The sequence below is a fragment of the Clostridium beijerinckii genome (assembly GCA_003129525.1).
GTDB classification, from domain to species: Bacteria; Bacillota; Clostridia; order Clostridiales; family Clostridiaceae; genus Clostridium; species Clostridium beijerinckii_D.
In genome coordinates, this window is the sequence record CP029329.1 from 3,317,802 (window position 1) to 3,334,535 (window position 16,734).

At 28.3% G+C, this 16,734-nt stretch carries 17 protein-coding genes; 5 read left to right on the top strand and 12 right to left on the bottom strand.

What is annotated here, in order from left to right; translation table 11 throughout:
- Window positions 1-164 precede the first annotated feature (164 nt).
- From DIC82_14715 to DIC82_14725, 3 genes are read right to left on the bottom strand one after another with little or no spacing between them, the layout of a single operon-like run.
- A complete protein-coding gene (locus DIC82_14715; GenBank protein AWK52172.1) occupies window positions 165-1,511 on the bottom strand; it encodes a B12-binding domain-containing radical SAM protein in 1,347 nt (448 codons plus the stop codon).
- Window positions 1,512-1,556: 45 nt separating this feature from the next.
- Window positions 1,557-1,766 (bottom strand): transcriptional regulator, encoded by a 210-nt coding sequence (locus DIC82_14720; protein ID AWK52173.1) that lies wholly within the window; start codon window positions 1,764-1,766, stop codon window positions 1,557-1,559.
- A gap of 56 nt (window positions 1,767-1,822) precedes the next feature.
- Window positions 1,823-2,275, bottom strand: coding sequence for a DUF2975 domain-containing protein (locus DIC82_14725; GenBank protein AWK52174.1), 453 nt, complete (start codon window positions 2,273-2,275; stop codon window positions 1,823-1,825).
- 252 nt (window positions 2,276-2,527) lie between these two features.
- On the opposite strand from DIC82_14725, the gene DIC82_14730 reads away from it, so the two are divergent.
- Together DIC82_14730 and DIC82_14735 are read left to right on the top strand one after the other, a co-directional pair.
- Complete coding sequence (locus tag DIC82_14730) at window positions 2,528-3,175, top strand: flavodoxin (GenBank protein ID AWK52175.1); 648 nt, start codon at window positions 2,528-2,530, stop codon at window positions 3,173-3,175.
- Between the two features lie 282 nt (window positions 3,176-3,457).
- Complete coding sequence (locus tag DIC82_14735) at window positions 3,458-3,724, top strand: hypothetical protein (GenBank protein ID AWK52176.1); 267 nt, start codon at window positions 3,458-3,460, stop codon at window positions 3,722-3,724.
- A gap of 196 nt (window positions 3,725-3,920) precedes the next feature.
- Here the strand turns inward: DIC82_14735 and DIC82_14740 are convergent, their stop codons facing one another.
- From DIC82_14740 to DIC82_14760, 5 genes are all read right to left on the bottom strand, one after another.
- Window positions 3,921-5,183 (bottom strand): two-component sensor histidine kinase, encoded by a 1,263-nt coding sequence (locus DIC82_14740; protein AWK52177.1) that lies wholly within the window; start codon window positions 5,181-5,183, stop codon window positions 3,921-3,923.
- A complete protein-coding gene (locus DIC82_14745) occupies window positions 5,176-5,856 on the bottom strand; it encodes a DNA-binding response regulator (protein ID AWK52178.1) in 681 nt (226 codons plus the stop codon). Before DIC82_14745 ends, DIC82_14740 begins: the two co-directional genes overlap by 8 nt.
- Entirely contained in the window at window positions 5,849-6,403 is a 555-nt protein-coding gene (locus DIC82_14750) for a ubiquitin (GenBank protein AWK52179.1), read from the bottom strand. Before DIC82_14750 ends, DIC82_14745 begins: the two co-directional genes overlap by 8 nt.
- A gap of 126 nt (window positions 6,404-6,529) precedes the next feature.
- Window positions 6,530-7,075 carry a DUF4342 domain-containing protein gene (locus tag DIC82_14755; GenBank protein ID AWK52180.1) on the bottom strand — a complete coding sequence of 182 codons (546 nt, stop codon included), beginning with the start codon at window positions 7,073-7,075 and terminating at the stop codon, window positions 6,530-6,532.
- A gap of 285 nt (window positions 7,076-7,360) precedes the next feature.
- Window positions 7,361-8,236: an AraC family transcriptional regulator gene (locus tag DIC82_14760; protein AWK52181.1), complete on the bottom strand. Its 876-nt coding sequence runs from the start codon at window positions 8,234-8,236 to the stop codon at window positions 7,361-7,363.
- Between the two features lie 462 nt (window positions 8,237-8,698).
- Here DIC82_14760 and DIC82_14765 point away from each other — a divergent pair, with 462 nt between their 5' ends.
- Window positions 8,699-9,190, top strand: coding sequence for a hypothetical protein (locus DIC82_14765; protein AWK52182.1), 492 nt, complete (start codon window positions 8,699-8,701; stop codon window positions 9,188-9,190).
- Window positions 9,191-9,237: 47 nt separating this feature from the next.
- Here DIC82_14765 and DIC82_14770 read toward each other — a convergent pair whose 3' ends face one another.
- The 3 genes from DIC82_14770 to DIC82_14780 all read right to left on the bottom strand — a co-directional run bounded on the left by DIC82_14770 (window position 9,238) and on the right by DIC82_14780 (window position 11,044).
- Window positions 9,238-9,498, bottom strand: coding sequence for a competence protein TfoX (locus tag DIC82_14770; protein ID AWK52183.1), 261 nt, complete (start codon window positions 9,496-9,498; stop codon window positions 9,238-9,240).
- 19 nt (window positions 9,499-9,517) lie between these two features.
- A complete protein-coding gene (locus tag DIC82_14775) occupies window positions 9,518-9,727 on the bottom strand; it encodes a hypothetical protein (GenBank protein ID AWK52184.1) in 210 nt (69 codons plus the stop codon).
- Window positions 9,728-9,895: 168 nt separating this feature from the next.
- A complete protein-coding gene (locus tag DIC82_14780; protein AWK52185.1) occupies window positions 9,896-11,044 on the bottom strand; it encodes a hypothetical protein in 1,149 nt (382 codons plus the stop codon).
- A gap of 252 nt (window positions 11,045-11,296) precedes the next feature.
- Between DIC82_14780 and DIC82_14785 the strand changes: the two genes are divergently transcribed.
- A complete protein-coding gene (locus tag DIC82_14785; protein ID AWK52186.1) occupies window positions 11,297-12,925 on the top strand; it encodes a recombinase family protein in 1,629 nt (542 codons plus the stop codon).
- 36 nt (window positions 12,926-12,961) lie between these two features.
- Entirely contained in the window at window positions 12,962-13,210 is a 249-nt protein-coding gene (locus DIC82_14790) for a hypothetical protein (GenBank protein AWK52187.1), read from the top strand.
- 533 nt (window positions 13,211-13,743) lie between these two features.
- On the opposite strand, the gene DIC82_14795 is transcribed toward DIC82_14790, so the two are convergent.
- On the bottom strand, window positions 13,744-16,674 hold the full coding sequence (locus DIC82_14795; protein ID AWK52188.1) for an exonuclease: 2,931 nt from the start codon (window positions 16,672-16,674) through the stop codon (window positions 13,744-13,746).
- Window positions 16,675-16,734: the final 60 nt, after the last annotated feature.

A 16,734-nucleotide genomic window follows, 5' to 3' on the forward strand; every position in this document is an offset into this window, starting at 1 on the left:
TATATTAACTAAACGTATAAACTGTTACCTTTCATTATCATATAAATTTATTACTAGATAATAATTAAGTGAAAAAAATAGTCATTATAAATGGAGTTATGGTATCTTTCTATAACTCCATTTATAATGACTATTTATTTGGTTATATATTAAAATCCTATCACTTACTTTATTTTATAAGCAACCCATCTAGAAAATCTTCCTATAATCTCAAAAGAAACTATATTGCACAATAGCTCTGTTAGCTTTCCAAACTTCCTATACAAGAAATTGAATGTCAAAAAGGGAATCCATTGTTTTTTAGATTTTGGTAGTCTTTTCATTATATTTTTATACTTATATACTTCTTTATATATCCATAGATAGCCATTATATAATTCTTCTGCAGTCATACTTTGGGGTTTATATACAACATGGGCAGTATTATAATTAGACAAATTAAAATCTACTATTCTATTTTCCTTTAATAGTGATGAGTATAACTTTGTTCCAGGATATGGTGTCATTATATGTGAAGTTACCGTTTCTATTTTATTTTTAACTATCCAATCTAATGTATTCTTAAATATAGATGCATCATCCTCGTCTAATCCAAAAACAAAACTTGCATTTATAATTATTCCCCTTTTATGAATTTCATCCACAAGTTTCTCATATATGCTTACACTATTTTGCACTTTATGGACACTTTCTATGGACTTACTATTTATACTTTCAAAACCTATGAAAAGGCTTTGACACCCAGCTTCCTTCATTTCATCTAGTAATTCAGGCATGTCCACTATATTAGAAGTAACCGCTGCATTCCACTTCAACTTTAAAGGTTTTATTTCCTTTAAAAATTCTTTTGTCCATTTTGGATTTCCAATGAAATTATCATCAATAAACATTATATGCTTTGTTTTTAATACATTAATATCTTTAATTACATGGTCTATGGGTCTATTAATATAAGTTTTAAGTGAATTAGTGCAACTATTATAGCAAAAATCACATTTAAAAGGACATCCCCTGCTTGTACTTATTATATTAGTATATAAATATTTTTTATTATCAATAATAGAATAATCAGGTGATACTATTTCATTCCCCGCAACATTTTCCATATCATGATATATTTTTTTAAGTGAATTATTTTCTATATCCTTAAGGACTTTTGACCAAACTCTCTCAGCCATTCCTACAATTATTGAATCAAAACCCTCAATGGCTTCATCAGGAACTGCTGTTATATGTATGCCCCCTGCAATTACTGTCACACCACGCTTTTGGAACTCCTTTGATATTTCTACTGCTCTATTCATAACATCTACAGTAACAGTTATTGCTACCAAATCTACATGTTCATTAAAATCTATCTTTTCAATATTCTCATTCTCAATAATAACTTTATGTTCTTTTGGCGTAAGGTTTGCAATTGTTAATAAAGCTAATGAAGGAGACATCCTTGTTTTTAATTTTGTATCCATAGGTCTTGGTAACATTGCAGGTTGAATTAATTTAATCTTCATATATTACCTCCTCAAATAAACTTTACTCAAAACTTAACTAATCTACTATGTATCATTTCTGTATTCTAAGATATCACCTGGTTGGCAGTCCAAAGCTTTGCATATTGATTCCAAAGTTGAAAATCTAATAGCTTTTGCTTTTCCATTTTTCAATATAGAAAGATTCGCCATGGTTATTCCAACCTTCTCTGTAAGTTCTGTTACACTCATTTTCCTTTTAGCCAGCATCACATCAATATTGATTATAATTGCCATGTTATTCCCCTCCTGTATTCCTCATTATGTACACCTAGAGTATAAATCTTGATGCCTCACACTGTTAAATCATTTTCTGATTTTATATCAATAGCATCTTGTAAAAGCCTTTGAAGAACAGCAGCAAAGACTGCAATTGCAATTGATGCAAAAATAATAATGATTGGGATTCCTACGAGACCTGGGGCGTCGTCTGCATCTGCTATTGGAAATAAGAATGGTACAAGTACTGTATATATAATACTGATTGTGTTTGCACAGTATTTTATATACTTTAAAGCATTTACAGATAATTCCGAGAAAGCCTTGTTCTTGTCAATATAGCTTAAGAGTTTTAAAGCTTGATATAGAGCAAAGAAAAATGTTATAGCCGTTGCATACACGCCGATTAAAATGGCATAGTGCAAATAATTTACAAATCCAGGCAACCAAAATATACACAGGGCAAGAACTGGAATTCCAATAAGAATAACAGCTATTTTCAAAAAAATTGTTGAACATCGTTTCATAAAAAGCACCTCTCTTTTAATTTCTATATAAAGGATATCATATTTTTTATCGTTTATCAATAAATTTCTATCAATTTACATTATATATTTATTCTATTTCACAATAAAAAAGAACAGTTCTGATTTATGCAGAACTGCTCTATATAAATTTAGATGTAAATTATTTCCATTCCTGAAAAATCCATTATTCATTTTCTTGATGCTATAATCGTCTCAAAGCAAAATAAATAATTATTATCGGAGGTATCGATTATAAAAATCGTTGCAATTAATGGAAGTCCAAGAAAGAATGGAAATACTGCTACTCTATGTAAGGAGTTTTTGAGAGGATCTGAATCAGCAGGAAATAATATTGAAACTGAAATCATCAATTTGTATGACTTAAAGTATACAGGGTGCAAGAGCTGTTTTGGATGTAAGAGAATCAAAGTTGATACTTACGGAAAATGTGTTATCAAAGATGATTTACAAACTATATTAGATAAAGTAGCTAATGCAGATGGCATAGTACTGGGATCACCACTTTACTTTGGAGAGATGACATCCCAGCTAAAAGCCTTTTTAGAAAGACTTCTTTTCCCTTTTCATACTTACGAAGAAGGTTATAGAAGTATCGCACCTAAGAAAATGCCTATATCTATGATTTATACTATGAATGTAACAGAAGAACAAATGAAAACATATGAATATGATGGAAATCTTTCCAATATGCAAAACTGTATCGAACATGTATTTACAAAACCTAATATTTTGTATAGTTTTAACACTTACCAATTTAATAACTATGCTTATTATAAGGTAGAAGCTTTCTCAGAAAGCGTAAAAGCAGAACATAAGAAAACTCAATTCCCAATTGACTGTCAGAATGCCTTCGAAGCTGGTAAAGAAATGGATAAATAATTAGAATTTTAGGTAATTCTGCTTTATTTACAATAAATTAAAATTTTTACCTTATTCACTCAGCTTTTTTGTATTGTTACTTTCATTTCTACTATTTCATCATGGGAATCATAAGTCTTTAGTAATCTATCCATTGAATGCACTATCAAAGGTTTATTTATTTCCATAGATTATACCGTAAACCTTCCTGTACATTTTGACATTATGTTTCATATAATAGTGTATATAATTGCAAAAGCTAAAATAACATTTCATCACACTATTCAGGAGAAGGTGAAATATATGTTAGAAAATTTCAACGAAATATGGCTTCTGACAGCGCTGGTTTATGCTTTCGTTGAGAGCTTAGAAAAATTTGGTGTAAGCAGAAAATATGCTCATTTATTAGCAATACCAATAGGAGTAATTATAAGTTTTCTTCAATTTTCAACAAGCAATATTTTGAATAAAATTTTCTATGGGGTAATTATCGGTGTACTTTCTGTTGGAACCTGCGATATTAGCTGTAATATAGTTGACACTTTTAATGATAAATCCAATAAATCATAACAATCCTATGAAATAAATAAAAACTATAGTAAGCCTACAAACTTGCTATAGTTCTCTTAAACTCTTGAAAGACTAGCTCCTACTGCAGAAAATAGTCAAGGTATATCCTTTGTGGTAGTTGAAGCAGTTCTAAGTATGCTAAAATGAACCGCTCAAGTTCCTTTTGGATTCATCCCTATAAAGTAAAACTTTTCAGTTAAAGTTTCACTGAATTTTTAGGTAAAAATATCGTTATCCTAGTACCAATACCTTTTCTACTTAATACAGAGAAATATCCTTTGTGTCCATCAATAATCCATTTAGCTATAGAAAGCCCCAAACCAGTCCCACCATTCTTTCTAACTCTTGCTGTATCTGCTCTAAAGAATCTCTCAAATATATGTGGTATATCTTCTTCCGCCATTCCTATACCATTATCCTGAACTGAAAAATAAGGTTCCCCTTTTTCACTTATTCCTGTTTTTAGCATTATGACTTCATTTTCTTCAGTATACTTAGCTGCATTTTCAATCAATATTCTAGCTGCCTGCTTAAGCAAACCAATATCACCATGAACAATTATTTCTTCTGAATTATAATACCTATATATGTGCTTTTCATCTATCATCTTCGATTCTTCAAGCACTTCATTCATTATATCATTTAGTAAAAATTCCTTAGAATTAATCTGCGTCTTGCCATTAATCCCTCGAGCTAAAAATAATAGTTGTTCTACTAGATTTTTCATGTTTTCAGATTCGCTTTTAATGGCTGCAATAGATTCGTTTAGTACACTTTCATCATTTTTTCCCCAACGATCCAGCATATTAGCATAACCTTGGATTACTGAAATTGGAGTCCTAAGTTCATGTGATGCATCAGAAACAAACCTTGCTTGTTGTTTATAAGAATCTCTCATTCTTTCTAATAGATTATTTATTGCCTCTTCTAATCCATGTAGCTCACTGTCCCCAGTAAAAATTTTTTCATCTGAGATTACAGGGCTAATTTTAGAAATAGCATCCTCAAGATTTTGAAACTTCTCCTCATCAAAAGTCATATTACTAAGCCTACTTGCAGTTTGAGCTATTTCATCAAGTGGTTTTAGAATCCTTCTAATTTTCATTGTTCCAAAGACAATTTCCTTCAATACAGATAACCCCTGTATAATAACTATGGCTACAACTACTCTTTGAACTAAATATAAAAAACTACTTGCCTCTTTAACCATAGTTTTACCATTATCCCAAACTACTGTATAAGTTGCATTTTCTATAGGTAGGAAATTTAATATTCTTTGGGCATTCAGTACAAATTCTCCGTAGAAATTAATTTCTCTATCAATACACCAATATACAATAAGAAAGAATATTAAAAGTATATCCATCCAAAGAAATTCGGAAAATAGTTTTCTTACAAAAACAGAATTCAGTTTTATTGCAATAGATGTAACATTTTTTTCTTTATTCACCTTATTCATCTTTTATAACATATCCTACTCCACGTACTGTGGTTATTATCTTTGTTTTAAATGCCTCGTCTATTTTAGTTCTTAAAAATCTTATATAAACATCTATTACATTAGTTTCTCCAATATAATCATAGCCACAGACTTTTTCCATTAGTATATTTCTACTTAATACTATATTCTTATTTTCCATTAAAATTTTTAGTAAACTAAATTCCCTGTTTGTTAATTCTATTTCTGTATTATCATACATTACCTTATGTCTAATTTTATCTAAAGACAATAATCCACAGCTTATTATATCTGTATCTTTTTTTTCAATAACATTCCTCTTTTTAAGAGCTGTTCTTATTCTTGCTAATAACTCTTCTATTGCAAATGGTTTTGTTATATAATCATCCGCTCCCGCATCAAGTCCGGATACCTTATCCATGACAGCATCCCTTGCAGTAAGCATTATAACAGGCAAATCTGAAGTTTTTCTAATTCTACGTAATACTTCTAATCCATTTATTTGTGGAATCATTATATCAAGAAGTACTAGATCTACTTCTCCCTTCTCAACTATTTCAAGACCATCTCTTCCATTATCTGCTTTTGATATTTCATATCCTTCATGTAACAATTCTAACTCTACAAATCTTGCAAGCTTCTCATCATCTTCAACAATTAAAATTTTAACCATTTTTAAATCCCCTCTTTAATTTACCTTTTACTTTTTTTACATTTTCTGATATCACCTTAAGTACATGATTAATCTTATTTATTTGTAGCCTATTTCCTGATAGTGAAAACTCGAAATCAAAGAAAAGGCCTACTATATATAAAGGAATAACTATTCCAAAGGCGAATATTAATAACACTATAATCACTGTAACAGGAATCTTAAGAAATATCTTATTCTCTTTCTTTATTTCAAAAAAAATATTATTGCATGTGTCTATTATTCTGCATACTTTTACAAAAATTCCTTCAAATCCATTATCCTTTTTGGTATTATTATAATTATTCCCTCTATTCTTATTATTAGTTACCAAGCTATTTTTATGATTTTCCTTATATTCATTAGTATAAAAGATACTAACAGAAGGCTTTTGAACTTTACCTTTTTCTTCTAAATAAACAAATGCATCTAGAATGTCCCAGTTTGACTTCTCAAGCGCAATTTTTGCTTCTTCATAACTTACATTAGCTTCGTTTTTTAATTTTTCTACAAGCTTATAATCTTCCATAGTAACCCCCATATCCATAGTATCGGATAAATTATACCATTTAATCTAATGTTTTTATATATTTAACCTACAAAATAAGAGGCTTTGAATAATTTCAAAACCTCTAATACTCTACCTGTAAATTAATTAACAACCTTTATATCCTTCTTTAAAATCATCTTTGATGTTATCTGCTGATTCTGAAGCTTTATCCAAAATATCATTAACTTTCTTAGTATTAATATCAGGACCTGCTATTGAGTATCTATATCCTAAAAATAAACCAACTACTAACAATATTGCAACAGGCCAAAATCCAATTATTAGCAAAAGTGCTGATATTGTAAGTGATATCTTTATTGGTTTTTTATTTTCTTTTCTCGCTTCAAAATAGTTTTCATTTCCTTTGCTGATAACCTTCCCTATAAACTTAAATACTCTACCAATAATTTCTCCAATACCTCCACTTTTCTTTTTATGATTTTCCTTATTTTCTTTTTTATTTTCTTCTTTGCTTTCTACTGCCACTTCTATAACAGTATTAGCTTCATTATTTTCAACTTTTCCTTGTCTTTCTAAATAAATTATAGAATCTAGAAGATCCCAATCACATTCTTGTAATACTTTCTCTGCTTCTTCATAACTTACATTAGTCTTTTCCATTAAAACTTTAATCATTTCATTTCTTTCCATTTAAATCATCCTCCATAACTTTTTATAAACTTATCATGCTTATATAATACTTAGAGAAAATTAATCTAAAATATAAGAAAGATTAAAATTAGATTAAAATTACATGATTTTTTCTAGTTATATGAATTTCTTATTGTATGAGTAATGAGAAGTTTTCTTTGTAGTGAATAAAATGATCTTATAGCAGTTAAACACGCTTTTAGAATTAATTATAAAGAAATACCACAAAATTCATTTCTGAATAATGTGATATTTCTATTGGTTCTTTATTTTTACTTGTTTATACTAGTACTTCTTTATAACCGGTATCCATATTTCGCTTTTAAAAGTTGGTGAAGTTACATCTTTATTCTCATTCCATAAGATTTCTGGTCCTTGTTTTTGTTCATAGTTTGAAGATGGAAACCATTCAGAATAGATGCGCCCCCAGACATTTTGCAACGTATCTGGAAATGGCCCTACTGCTTCAAATACTGCCCATGTTGATGCGGCAACTTCAAGTTTTGATAAATTATCTTGGCACTCTTTTGTCGTTGCTACACCTATATAATGGTCAAGTTCTCCTTTTTCTTCCATTCGCTCTTCTGAAAAATTTAAAGATGCACTTATTAGTCCCCTTGGTTCTATATTTGATAATCCTTTCAATTCATTAATTTTTTCAATAGTTAAGCTTTGCCACATTTTAGCAATTTCTGGATTTACTCCATTAAAAATTATAGGTACCCTTTTTTTTATGCCAATTATGCAAAATGCTTCTTTCTCTTCAATTCTATAGTTCATTTCATTTCCTCCTTCAATTGATAATCGAAAGGTCATTGGTGGATAGGCTTTTAATGATTTTCCATTATATCGAGCCTCTGATGGAGTTATTCCATGCAAATTTTGAAATGCTCTTGTAAAAGAATCTGCTGACTTGTAACCATACTTAACAGCCAAGTCAATTATTCTTATATTTCTATTATTAAGTTCAAACGCTGCTAATGTAAGACGTCTCCTACGAATGTACTCAGACAGCGAAACACCTGCAAGAAAAGAAAACATTCTTTGAAAATGATATTCTGAACAAAATGCTAATCTTGCTACTTTTTTCAAATCAACTTCACCATCAAGATTTTCTTCAATATAATTTAATGCTTCATTCATTTTTTTCAACGAATCCATTTAGTAACCCTCCTTTCATCAATATAATATCAGAAATTATATTGATCTATCCGACTATTCTTGCACAATTATGTAGGATTAATTCATCACACCACTTATATAAAATGAACACCCATTAATATGCATTATCTTACAATATTATTAATCATTTATATATATTATAAATGATATATTTGATATTATTCAATTTTCAAATAACATTACTTTAATAAATGCTACACACTTTTTTATTGCTTATCAATCATTAAAATTGAAATTAAAAAAATTACTTGTTTTTCACAACTTAAATTTACAAATATTTTTTTTTAAAAAATTCTCTTGAAAAAAATCAAAAATTCCTTTATACTAATAGTATAAAAATATTTAGCGCGTATAATTGTTCAGCGTGAAATCAAGTAATTGGTTTCACGCTTTGTTTTTTGCGTAAATATTTTAAATTACTAAGAAAAGAGGATATGAAGTATGGAATATTACATGAAATTGCCAAGAAATAATAAGGAGTTTGCGTTATTTATGGCAGTTATTTCAATTATATCAGTGAATATAATTGCACCATTGATTACTTGTTTTGAAGTTGGCTTTCATATGTATGTATGGGCAGATGCAATAAAAATAATTCCTTTTATTTGGATTTGCGTGATTGCCTTAGTTTTAATCACATATAAACCTGCTGAATGGTTAACGTCTAAAATAGTAGAGAAGGACGACAGTTTTAGCTCGCATATTGTTATAAATATTTTATGTACGGTATTTTTGATGTCAATATTTTTGACTGTAATTGGTACATGGGTAGGAAGCAGGCAAGTTAGCATGGAGCCAATTCGTATGTTTTTTTATAAGTGGCCACGTAATTTTGCAATTTCCTTTGCAATAGAGTCATTAATTGCACAGCCAATAGCAAGAGCAGTTATGTTCAAAATTCATCAGCTTAAAGATACTGAAAGTATCTACTAAAAGTGATTAGACTGCTTCGGCAGTCTTTTTATTATCTATGGAAATTACTATTTACCTTTATGCCAATTATAAAAATCTTTTAGGTCTGCTTTACGTTCCTGTGGTAATGCCGTTTTCTTAACACCGTGAATTGCACCTTCTAGTGCTAATAATCTATGGATGCACGCAGAAGCATCAATTTCTTGTATTTTCAGCCACGCCTGTTCTGCACCAATATCTTTTAATTCATCATAAGTAAATATACCTACATTATTCAACTGTCTTTCAACTTCTTCTCCGATATTAGGTAGTTTTGATAATTCTCCCATAATGAAACTTCCTTTCAACTTACCATTTATACTTTTGTTTATTATAACATATTTTGTAACTATAACCCATTCTGTTTTTTGTCTCATTTGCAATTTCTTCAACAGTTGCTTGTCCTAAAGCAATTTTATGAGAGCCCATCGCTGAGTTTCCTGATATCCTTAAATTCACCACCCCAAAGGTTTCCTGTAAAGCATTTTTAATTGCAATTAGTTTTATTTTTGGAATCATATATTTTCCACCTTAATTAAGCTAATTTTATTTATAAATCTAAATTTAATAATTTCCCTTGTAGAATAGTTTTCTAAACAATATTTGAAAGTGCTCCTTGTTATCTCTATATATGTTAATTAGAGTATTTCCAGAGTCCGAAGGTCTCAGGTTGCTATAAATATCATATTAATTCCCCATTTGATTTATCATCATTTTAGCATTTGAAACGTAATTTGATTTTGGATAATTATCTGTTACTTGCTTAAAATATATAAGAGCATTTGCATTATCATTTGTTTCCTTATAACACATCCCTATCTGAAATAAAATCCATGGCATAAGGTCTAAATTAGGATCAATTTCTGAAGCTATTTTTAATTTGGGCAGTGCTTCAATATAATTCTTTTGTTTATATAGATTATTCCCTTGGTTGTATATGGTCCATAATACATTTGGTTTTAAATCTTGCCACAACTTATCAAATTTCAGTTTTGTTTCGTCATCAAAATTCATACTTTTCATACTTATTAAAGTGCTAGCAGCTTTCTCATAATTTCCATCCTTAAAGGATTTTTCAACATCATCTAACATACTTACAATATTACTTTTATAACTATCTAATTCCAACTTAGTATCTTCTGAATCCTTTTGGGCATTTTCATAATCTACATGAGCTATATTATTTTCTTTTGATGAAGTTTCATCTTCATCCAAATTTTTATCTGTTGTTTCCTCAAAATCGGCTATTTTATTATTGGCTCGAAATTTTCCCATAACATCTTGAACGTTTGAAGGAAACTTTGTTAAAACTCTCTTAATAGTTAGTGGATAGAAGTAATTTATGCTTACTCCTGCTATAACAATAATAATAATAATAATAATTAACAAGCTTATAATAATCTTTCTTTTTGAGCGTTTTACCACAATAGGTTGTTTCTTTTTATTGTTAAAAATATAATTATCTTCTATAGTATTAATATTTTTAATCATAGATTTTTCAATTATTAAACTTTGCATATATTCATTTGCTAATTCATTGTATATTAAATCTTTAGCAAGCTTTCTAAAGACTTTTTCTGCTTTTTTATATTCTTTCATATTAACATAACATAATCCTGTAAGTTTAATGGCTTCTGAAAAACCTTTATTATAGGACAAAGCTCTTTTTAAGTCATTTATAGCTAACTCTAAGTCACCTTTTTTTATCCCTCTTATGGCCATATTATATAAAACAATTGAATTTTTAATACTATCATCGATTTTATATCGGTTTAATTCCATTTCTTTTATATTGATTGGTTGTACCCTTTTCATTTCCAAATCAAAATTAATCAAATAATTCCCCCCTAAAATTCTACATATTAGCATAGTGATTTTTAATCCAATGTGTTAATTCTATTAAATAAATAATATGTGCAATTAAAGTTCAATTAACATCTACATACACATCTTAGCAAATCATGTCATAAAATTCAATAAAAAGTCCTATTACCAAAAACTAAACTTTTAGTAATCTGTATCATTTATTCTTACAATGTACAATAGAATTAAATATAGAAATGAGTATAAATGTGAGCTGATAGAATAATGAAAATAGCCATATACAGTCGTAAATCAATATTTACTGGTAAAGGTGACTCTATAGAAAATCAAATTTCAATGTGTCAGGAATACATATCTTCTAAACTCGGAAAAAATGTTGAAATTTCAGTATACGAAGATGAAGGTTTTACTGGTAAAAATACTAATAGACCAGAATTCCAAAGGCTTATGAAAGATATTAAAAATAAAAAAGTAGATAGAATAGTATGTTATAAGCTTGATAGAATTGGTAGAAGTGTAGCTCAACTTTCAAATATGTTTGAAATGCTAGATCAATATAATTGTTCATTTACAAGTATTACAGAACAGCAATTTGATACTACAACGCCTATGGGCAGAGCTATGATAAATATAGCTAGTACTTTTGCTCAACTTGAACGTGAACAGCTAGCGGAACGTGTTAGAGATAATATGCTTCAGTTAGCTAAGTCTGGAAGATGGCTTGGAGGGCAATCCCCTCTTGGATTTACTCCTGAGAAAATCATCTATATAGATGAAGAAATGAAAGAAAGAACTTTAATGAAACTTACACCAGATGAAGAAGAATTAAATATTATAAGGTTTATCTTTAAAGCTTATTTAGAAGAACATTCAATAAATGAAGTTACAAGGCAATTAAATGTCAAATGTGTTAAGGGTAAAAATGGTGGAGATTTTGATACTACACAGGTTAGAAGAATGCTCAGAAATCCACTTTACGTTAAATCTGATGAAAGTACACATAACTATTTAAATAACATTGGAACAAATGTATATGGAGAATATAATGGAAACGGGTATTTAACTTACAATAAGAAAAAACAAACTACCATTGGCAGAAATTTCGAAGAATGGATTGTTGCTGTTAGCAAACATAAAGGAGTAATAAATTCTGAAGAATGGCTAAAAGTACAAATTATATTAGATAAAAATAAATCTAAACAATCTATAAGACTCGGAACTGGGAATAGTAATAATGCATGTTTATCTGGAGTATTAAAATGCGCTAAATGTGGATCTAATATGATAGTAAAGCATGGGCACCCTTCTAAGGTTAATGCTTATACAAAATACGATTATTATGTATGTAGTAATAAGCAAAATAAATATGTAGATAGATGTGATAATCCAAATATAAGAGTAGATAAATTAGATTCAATAGTTACTTCTGAAATTAAAGCTTATAACAAAGAACTATTGATTGATGAACTTACAAAATCTTTAACCAATAATGATACAACACTTGAAAATGAACAAATTAAAGAACTTAACTCACAAATTAAAGGGAAGAAACTAGCATCTTCTAATTTAGTAAAACAACTTTCATTAGCTCCAAATGATGATGTTGCTAGTATTATTATGAATGAAATATCTTCTATTAGTTATGAAATTAAAGAACTAGAAAGTGATTTAAATAATATAGAATTTGATAAAAATGAAATTGTAAATCAAACTGTAAATTTAGAATTGATAATAAACTCGCTTAAACATTTTAATGAAAATATAGATACAGTAAATGATATTTCTAAAAAGAGAATGTTAATACAATCTATTGCTAGTAAAATTTTATGGGATGGAGATAATTATATATCCACAGTAAAAATCTTAGGTATGGATGCTTCTAAAAAGAAATAATAACTCCTTTCTTTCTAGTGCCTAATTTATCGTCATATAGTGGGACAAGGAAACCCATGGACCGCAACTTATATTCAAGCAAAAGGCGATGTAATTGCAGATTTACATGAAGATATGGCTGCTGAACAAAAAGCACGAGCAACTTATGAGAATTTAATCCACTTAACTGATGAACAAGATATTAAAGAAATATTGAAATTCTTAAGAGAAAGAGAAGTTGTTCATTATCAAAGATTTGGAGAATGCTTAGATCATGTTCAAGATGCTGTATGTATGAAGAAATAGTTCTTAATTATTTAGTATAATATATAACAATATTATATAAATAGAAGACTGCCTCAAAATGATAGATATTATCACTTTGAGGCAGTTCTTATATTTTACTATATTTAATATTATCCAATTTGTTTTTCTAATTCTTCTAAATCGCTTATGACCATATTTATAACGTCTATCTTAGATTTAGCATATTCATTTTTAGGCAACCATTTTAATCCATTTTCTAATGATTCCTTTGTACTCTTGTATTCTTTTAATAATTGCTTTATGTTTTCAATCATACCTTTAATACTTCTCCTTCTTTTTTGAATCTTTTAGAATAACTGCATTTCAATATTCCTCAATTATTTGCCATTATAAATATATTATATCCTTTACCTAAAGGAATAATACCAATTTTATTAATTTTCCCCATTCCCATATTATACCATATAATTAATCTAATCTTAATACAATTTTAAAATTTATTATAGGAAAACATATCAATGCCTTAAATTAAAATTATTAATAATAAAATTCAAAAAACGGAATATACTTTTTTAAATTCTGCCATTTAATTTGAAATCCATGTTTTCGAAATAGTATTCTTCATTTTCAACTTTTAATAGTTCCCAAAACATTTTATGTTTTTTTGCTTCATTATTAAATTCCTCTTGAATATTTTTATCATTCTTCTTTATATTATTTATGATTATATTAATATTGTTTCTTTTCCAATTATTATAATCAAATTCTATTTGTGATAGTATTTTTGTAGTTGAAGAAATTTCAATATTAGGTCCACCAAGATCTCTTTCAATATTTCTTAAGGTATATGAATTCTGACCTGGATCTAAAATTATAAAATATCCATAATCAAAGGTACTTCTAATAAGTCTACCATATATTTGTTTGATTTTTATACAAACTTGAGGGTAATTTACATCTTGATACCCTTTCTTTTGATATGTTGTAATTGCTCTTAAAATAGGATATTCAGGACTGTAATTAGGAATTTTGTCTAACATAACACAGCTTAATGCGTCTCCTGGTACATCTATTCCTTCAAAAAAGCCTTTACTTCCAAGTATTATTACCTGTCTATTTTTATCACTTAAAGCACCTATTGATTTTTTGTTAATATGCACTTCTATTTTAGTTCCCCTAGTAAGTAAATCTAATTCTTCATGTACAGCTGATCTCCTTGCATTATTGTTAAATAGTACAAGAATATGCCCATTTATTTTTTGTGCAGTATCAAATATAAATTTCGAAACATTCTTAATATAAGATGGTTCATCATATCTTCCAACATCATTTAATGCAAATATTTTTGTTCTTTTCTTTAAATCAAAGGTTGGTGGAATCACAAATTCTTTTGCCTTCTCTTGTCCTAAATGTTTCTTCATTTTATTAAATGAATTTTCTATTCTAAGTGTTGCTGATAAAAATGTTGTACTTTTAACATCCTTAAGCATGTGTTCATTAACTAATTCACCAACATTTAAAGGCACGTTTTTAAGTTTGAAATCCCTATATTCTGAATCTACTTCTAATACCTTTGCATAAAACACTGAGCTTTCTAAGAACTTATCTAATATATCAAAAGTTGATTTAATCTTTGATATATAATCAGATAACCCCTTATGATCATTATCACCATTAATTTCATCATCTAAAGTAATATTAGAAACATAATCATTTAACATTTTATATAAGGGGTATATACTTTCCTTTAAAACTGATATCTCAGAACCTAGAGCCTTTGTGATACCTTTCAAGTCTTCTCTTGGAATAAAAAATTCAGTATTAAAGTTATATTCTCCACTAACAAGCCTCATGCATCTAAAATCATTTATAAGTATATTTATATTTACTATAATTTCATTTACCAAATATGTAAGTTTATCTTTTTCTATAGTTTCTCTATACCCATAGCTAGCATTTAAACTTAATAGCATAGCTATAACACTTGGATGACCTTTTTCTATGGCATCTAATAACTCTAGAAATTCAAAAGACGAAAACTCCTCTGCAAAAAAATCATAACACTTTTCCATTAAATTATGTCCTTCATCAATTATGATATGATTTATCTTCTTTTTTTCAGCATATGGCCAGCATGCGAGTAGTGAATGATTTATTACTGTTATATTTTCCTCTGGAAGCTCATTATATCTCTGCCTTAAATAACATGGTCTTGTACATTTATCTAATTTACATTGTTCACTATCACAATTAACTTCATTTATGCATTTATCTAATTCAAAATGCTTTTGTGCTGAGTAATTTATGTTTTCTATATCTCCATAATTACCTTTTTCACATAATCTTCTAAGAAAAAGTAGTGTTAAATTTCCTTTTTCATCAAATTCTAAACTTTCACATTTATTTAATCTTTCAATGCAAAGGTAATTCCCTTTGCCCTTCATGGCACCATAATTTAATTTATCATTCAATTTTAACTTTTTAAGGATGGTTGGAATATCTCTTTCAATAAGTTGATTCTGTAATTCTTTTGTATTTGTTGATATTATAAAACTAGCATCATCTTTCATCTTTTTTTCTTTATTTAAATAGGTTCCTATAGCTGCTATTATGACATATGCAAAAGTTTTACCACTACCTGTTGGTGCTTCGATAAATATTCTCTCTGATTTTTGGAAATTCTCTCTGATTTTCTTTGAAAATTCTTTTTGATCTTTTCTATATTGATATCCAAAATCTCCACCATTATTCCATATTTCTTCATTTTCAAGTAAATCCTCGTATAGTGAATAATCTATAGGAATTTTCTTTAATTTATTTTCATCAATCTTATTTTCTTCATAACTCACATAAGGGTATTTTTCATCTGTAAAAAAAGGTGGCTTCAGTAAATACTTAGTCCATGCCCAATTTTTCAAATGAGCGTATTCATTAAGAATGCTCATATATAATGTATTGTTTTTCTTTTTACTCTTCTCATCTCTAGCCCATTGCCTTAAAATAAGGGAATTTACTACCTTTAGAGTGTCAATTGAATCTTCTAATCCTCTATGAATCTCATTTTTTTCTAAATTAGTAGTTTCTTTTATCAAAGCATTTAAATTGAATTCCTTTCTCCAAGGTTCTAAAATAGCCGCTAGTTCCATTGAATCCAACATTTTATTTTTAATTTCTGGAATGTGATAATATAAAAATTTTCTTTCAAAATTTGAATTATGACACACCAAAGGGAGGTCCTCTAAAAATTCTAGAACCTCCGGTTTTATAGTATTCAAACTTCTAGCACTTAGCAATTCCATTTCATTTAATCCAGTGCAAAGATTATAAATCCCTATGGGTACTCGTCCTCTTGGTCTAATTAGGGTATTATAAGTAGTTATAACTCCCTCTTTTACCTTAACTGCACCAATTTCTATAATCTCAGAACTATTTTCATCAAGTCCAGTTGTTTCAATATCTAAATATATTACATTATCTAAAATACTACTTAATTCTTGTATCATATCTTCTCCTAAATTGTTAGGCACATTCAAAAAATACATCGCTTCTTTAACTTGTTATTT

Bases quoted from the DNA above. Each gene is read 5' to 3' on its own strand.
- DIC82_14715 (AWK52172.1), bottom strand. From the start codon at position 1,511: ATGAAGATTAAATTAATTCAACCTGCAATGTTACCAAGACCTATGGAT.
- DIC82_14720 (AWK52173.1), bottom strand. From the start codon at position 1,766: ATGGCAATTATAATCAATATTGATGTGATGCTGGCTAAAAGGAAAATG.
- DIC82_14725 (AWK52174.1), bottom strand. From the start codon at position 2,275: ATGAAACGATGTTCAACAATTTTTTTGAAAATAGCTGTTATTCTTATT.
- DIC82_14735 (AWK52176.1), top strand. From the start codon at position 3,458: ATGTTAGAAAATTTCAACGAAATATGGCTTCTGACAGCGCTGGTTTAT.
- DIC82_14740 (AWK52177.1), bottom strand. From the start codon at position 5,183: ATGAATAAGGTGAATAAAGAAAAAAATGTTACATCTATTGCAATAAAA.
- DIC82_14745 (AWK52178.1), bottom strand. From the start codon at position 5,856: ATGGTTAAAATTTTAATTGTTGAAGATGATGAGAAGCTTGCAAGATTT.
- DIC82_14750 (AWK52179.1), bottom strand. From the start codon at position 6,403: ATGGAAGATTATAAGCTTGTAGAAAAATTAAAAAACGAAGCTAATGTA.
- DIC82_14755 (AWK52180.1), bottom strand. From the start codon at position 7,075: ATGGAAAGAAATGAAATGATTAAAGTTTTAATGGAAAAGACTAATGTA.
- DIC82_14760 (AWK52181.1), bottom strand. From the start codon at position 8,236: ATGGATTCGTTGAAAAAAATGAATGAAGCATTAAATTATATTGAAGAA.
- DIC82_14765 (AWK52182.1), top strand. From the start codon at position 8,699: ATGGAATATTACATGAAATTGCCAAGAAATAATAAGGAGTTTGCGTTA.
- DIC82_14770 (AWK52183.1), bottom strand. From the start codon at position 9,498: ATGGGAGAATTATCAAAACTACCTAATATCGGAGAAGAAGTTGAAAGA.
- DIC82_14775 (AWK52184.1), bottom strand. From the start codon at position 9,727: ATGATTCCAAAAATAAAACTAATTGCAATTAAAAATGCTTTACAGGAA.
- DIC82_14785 (AWK52186.1), top strand. From the start codon at position 11,297: ATGAAAATAGCCATATACAGTCGTAAATCAATATTTACTGGTAAAGGT.
- DIC82_14795 (AWK52188.1), bottom strand. From the start codon at position 16,674: ATGATACAAGAATTAAGTAGTATTTTAGATAATGTAATATATTTAGAT.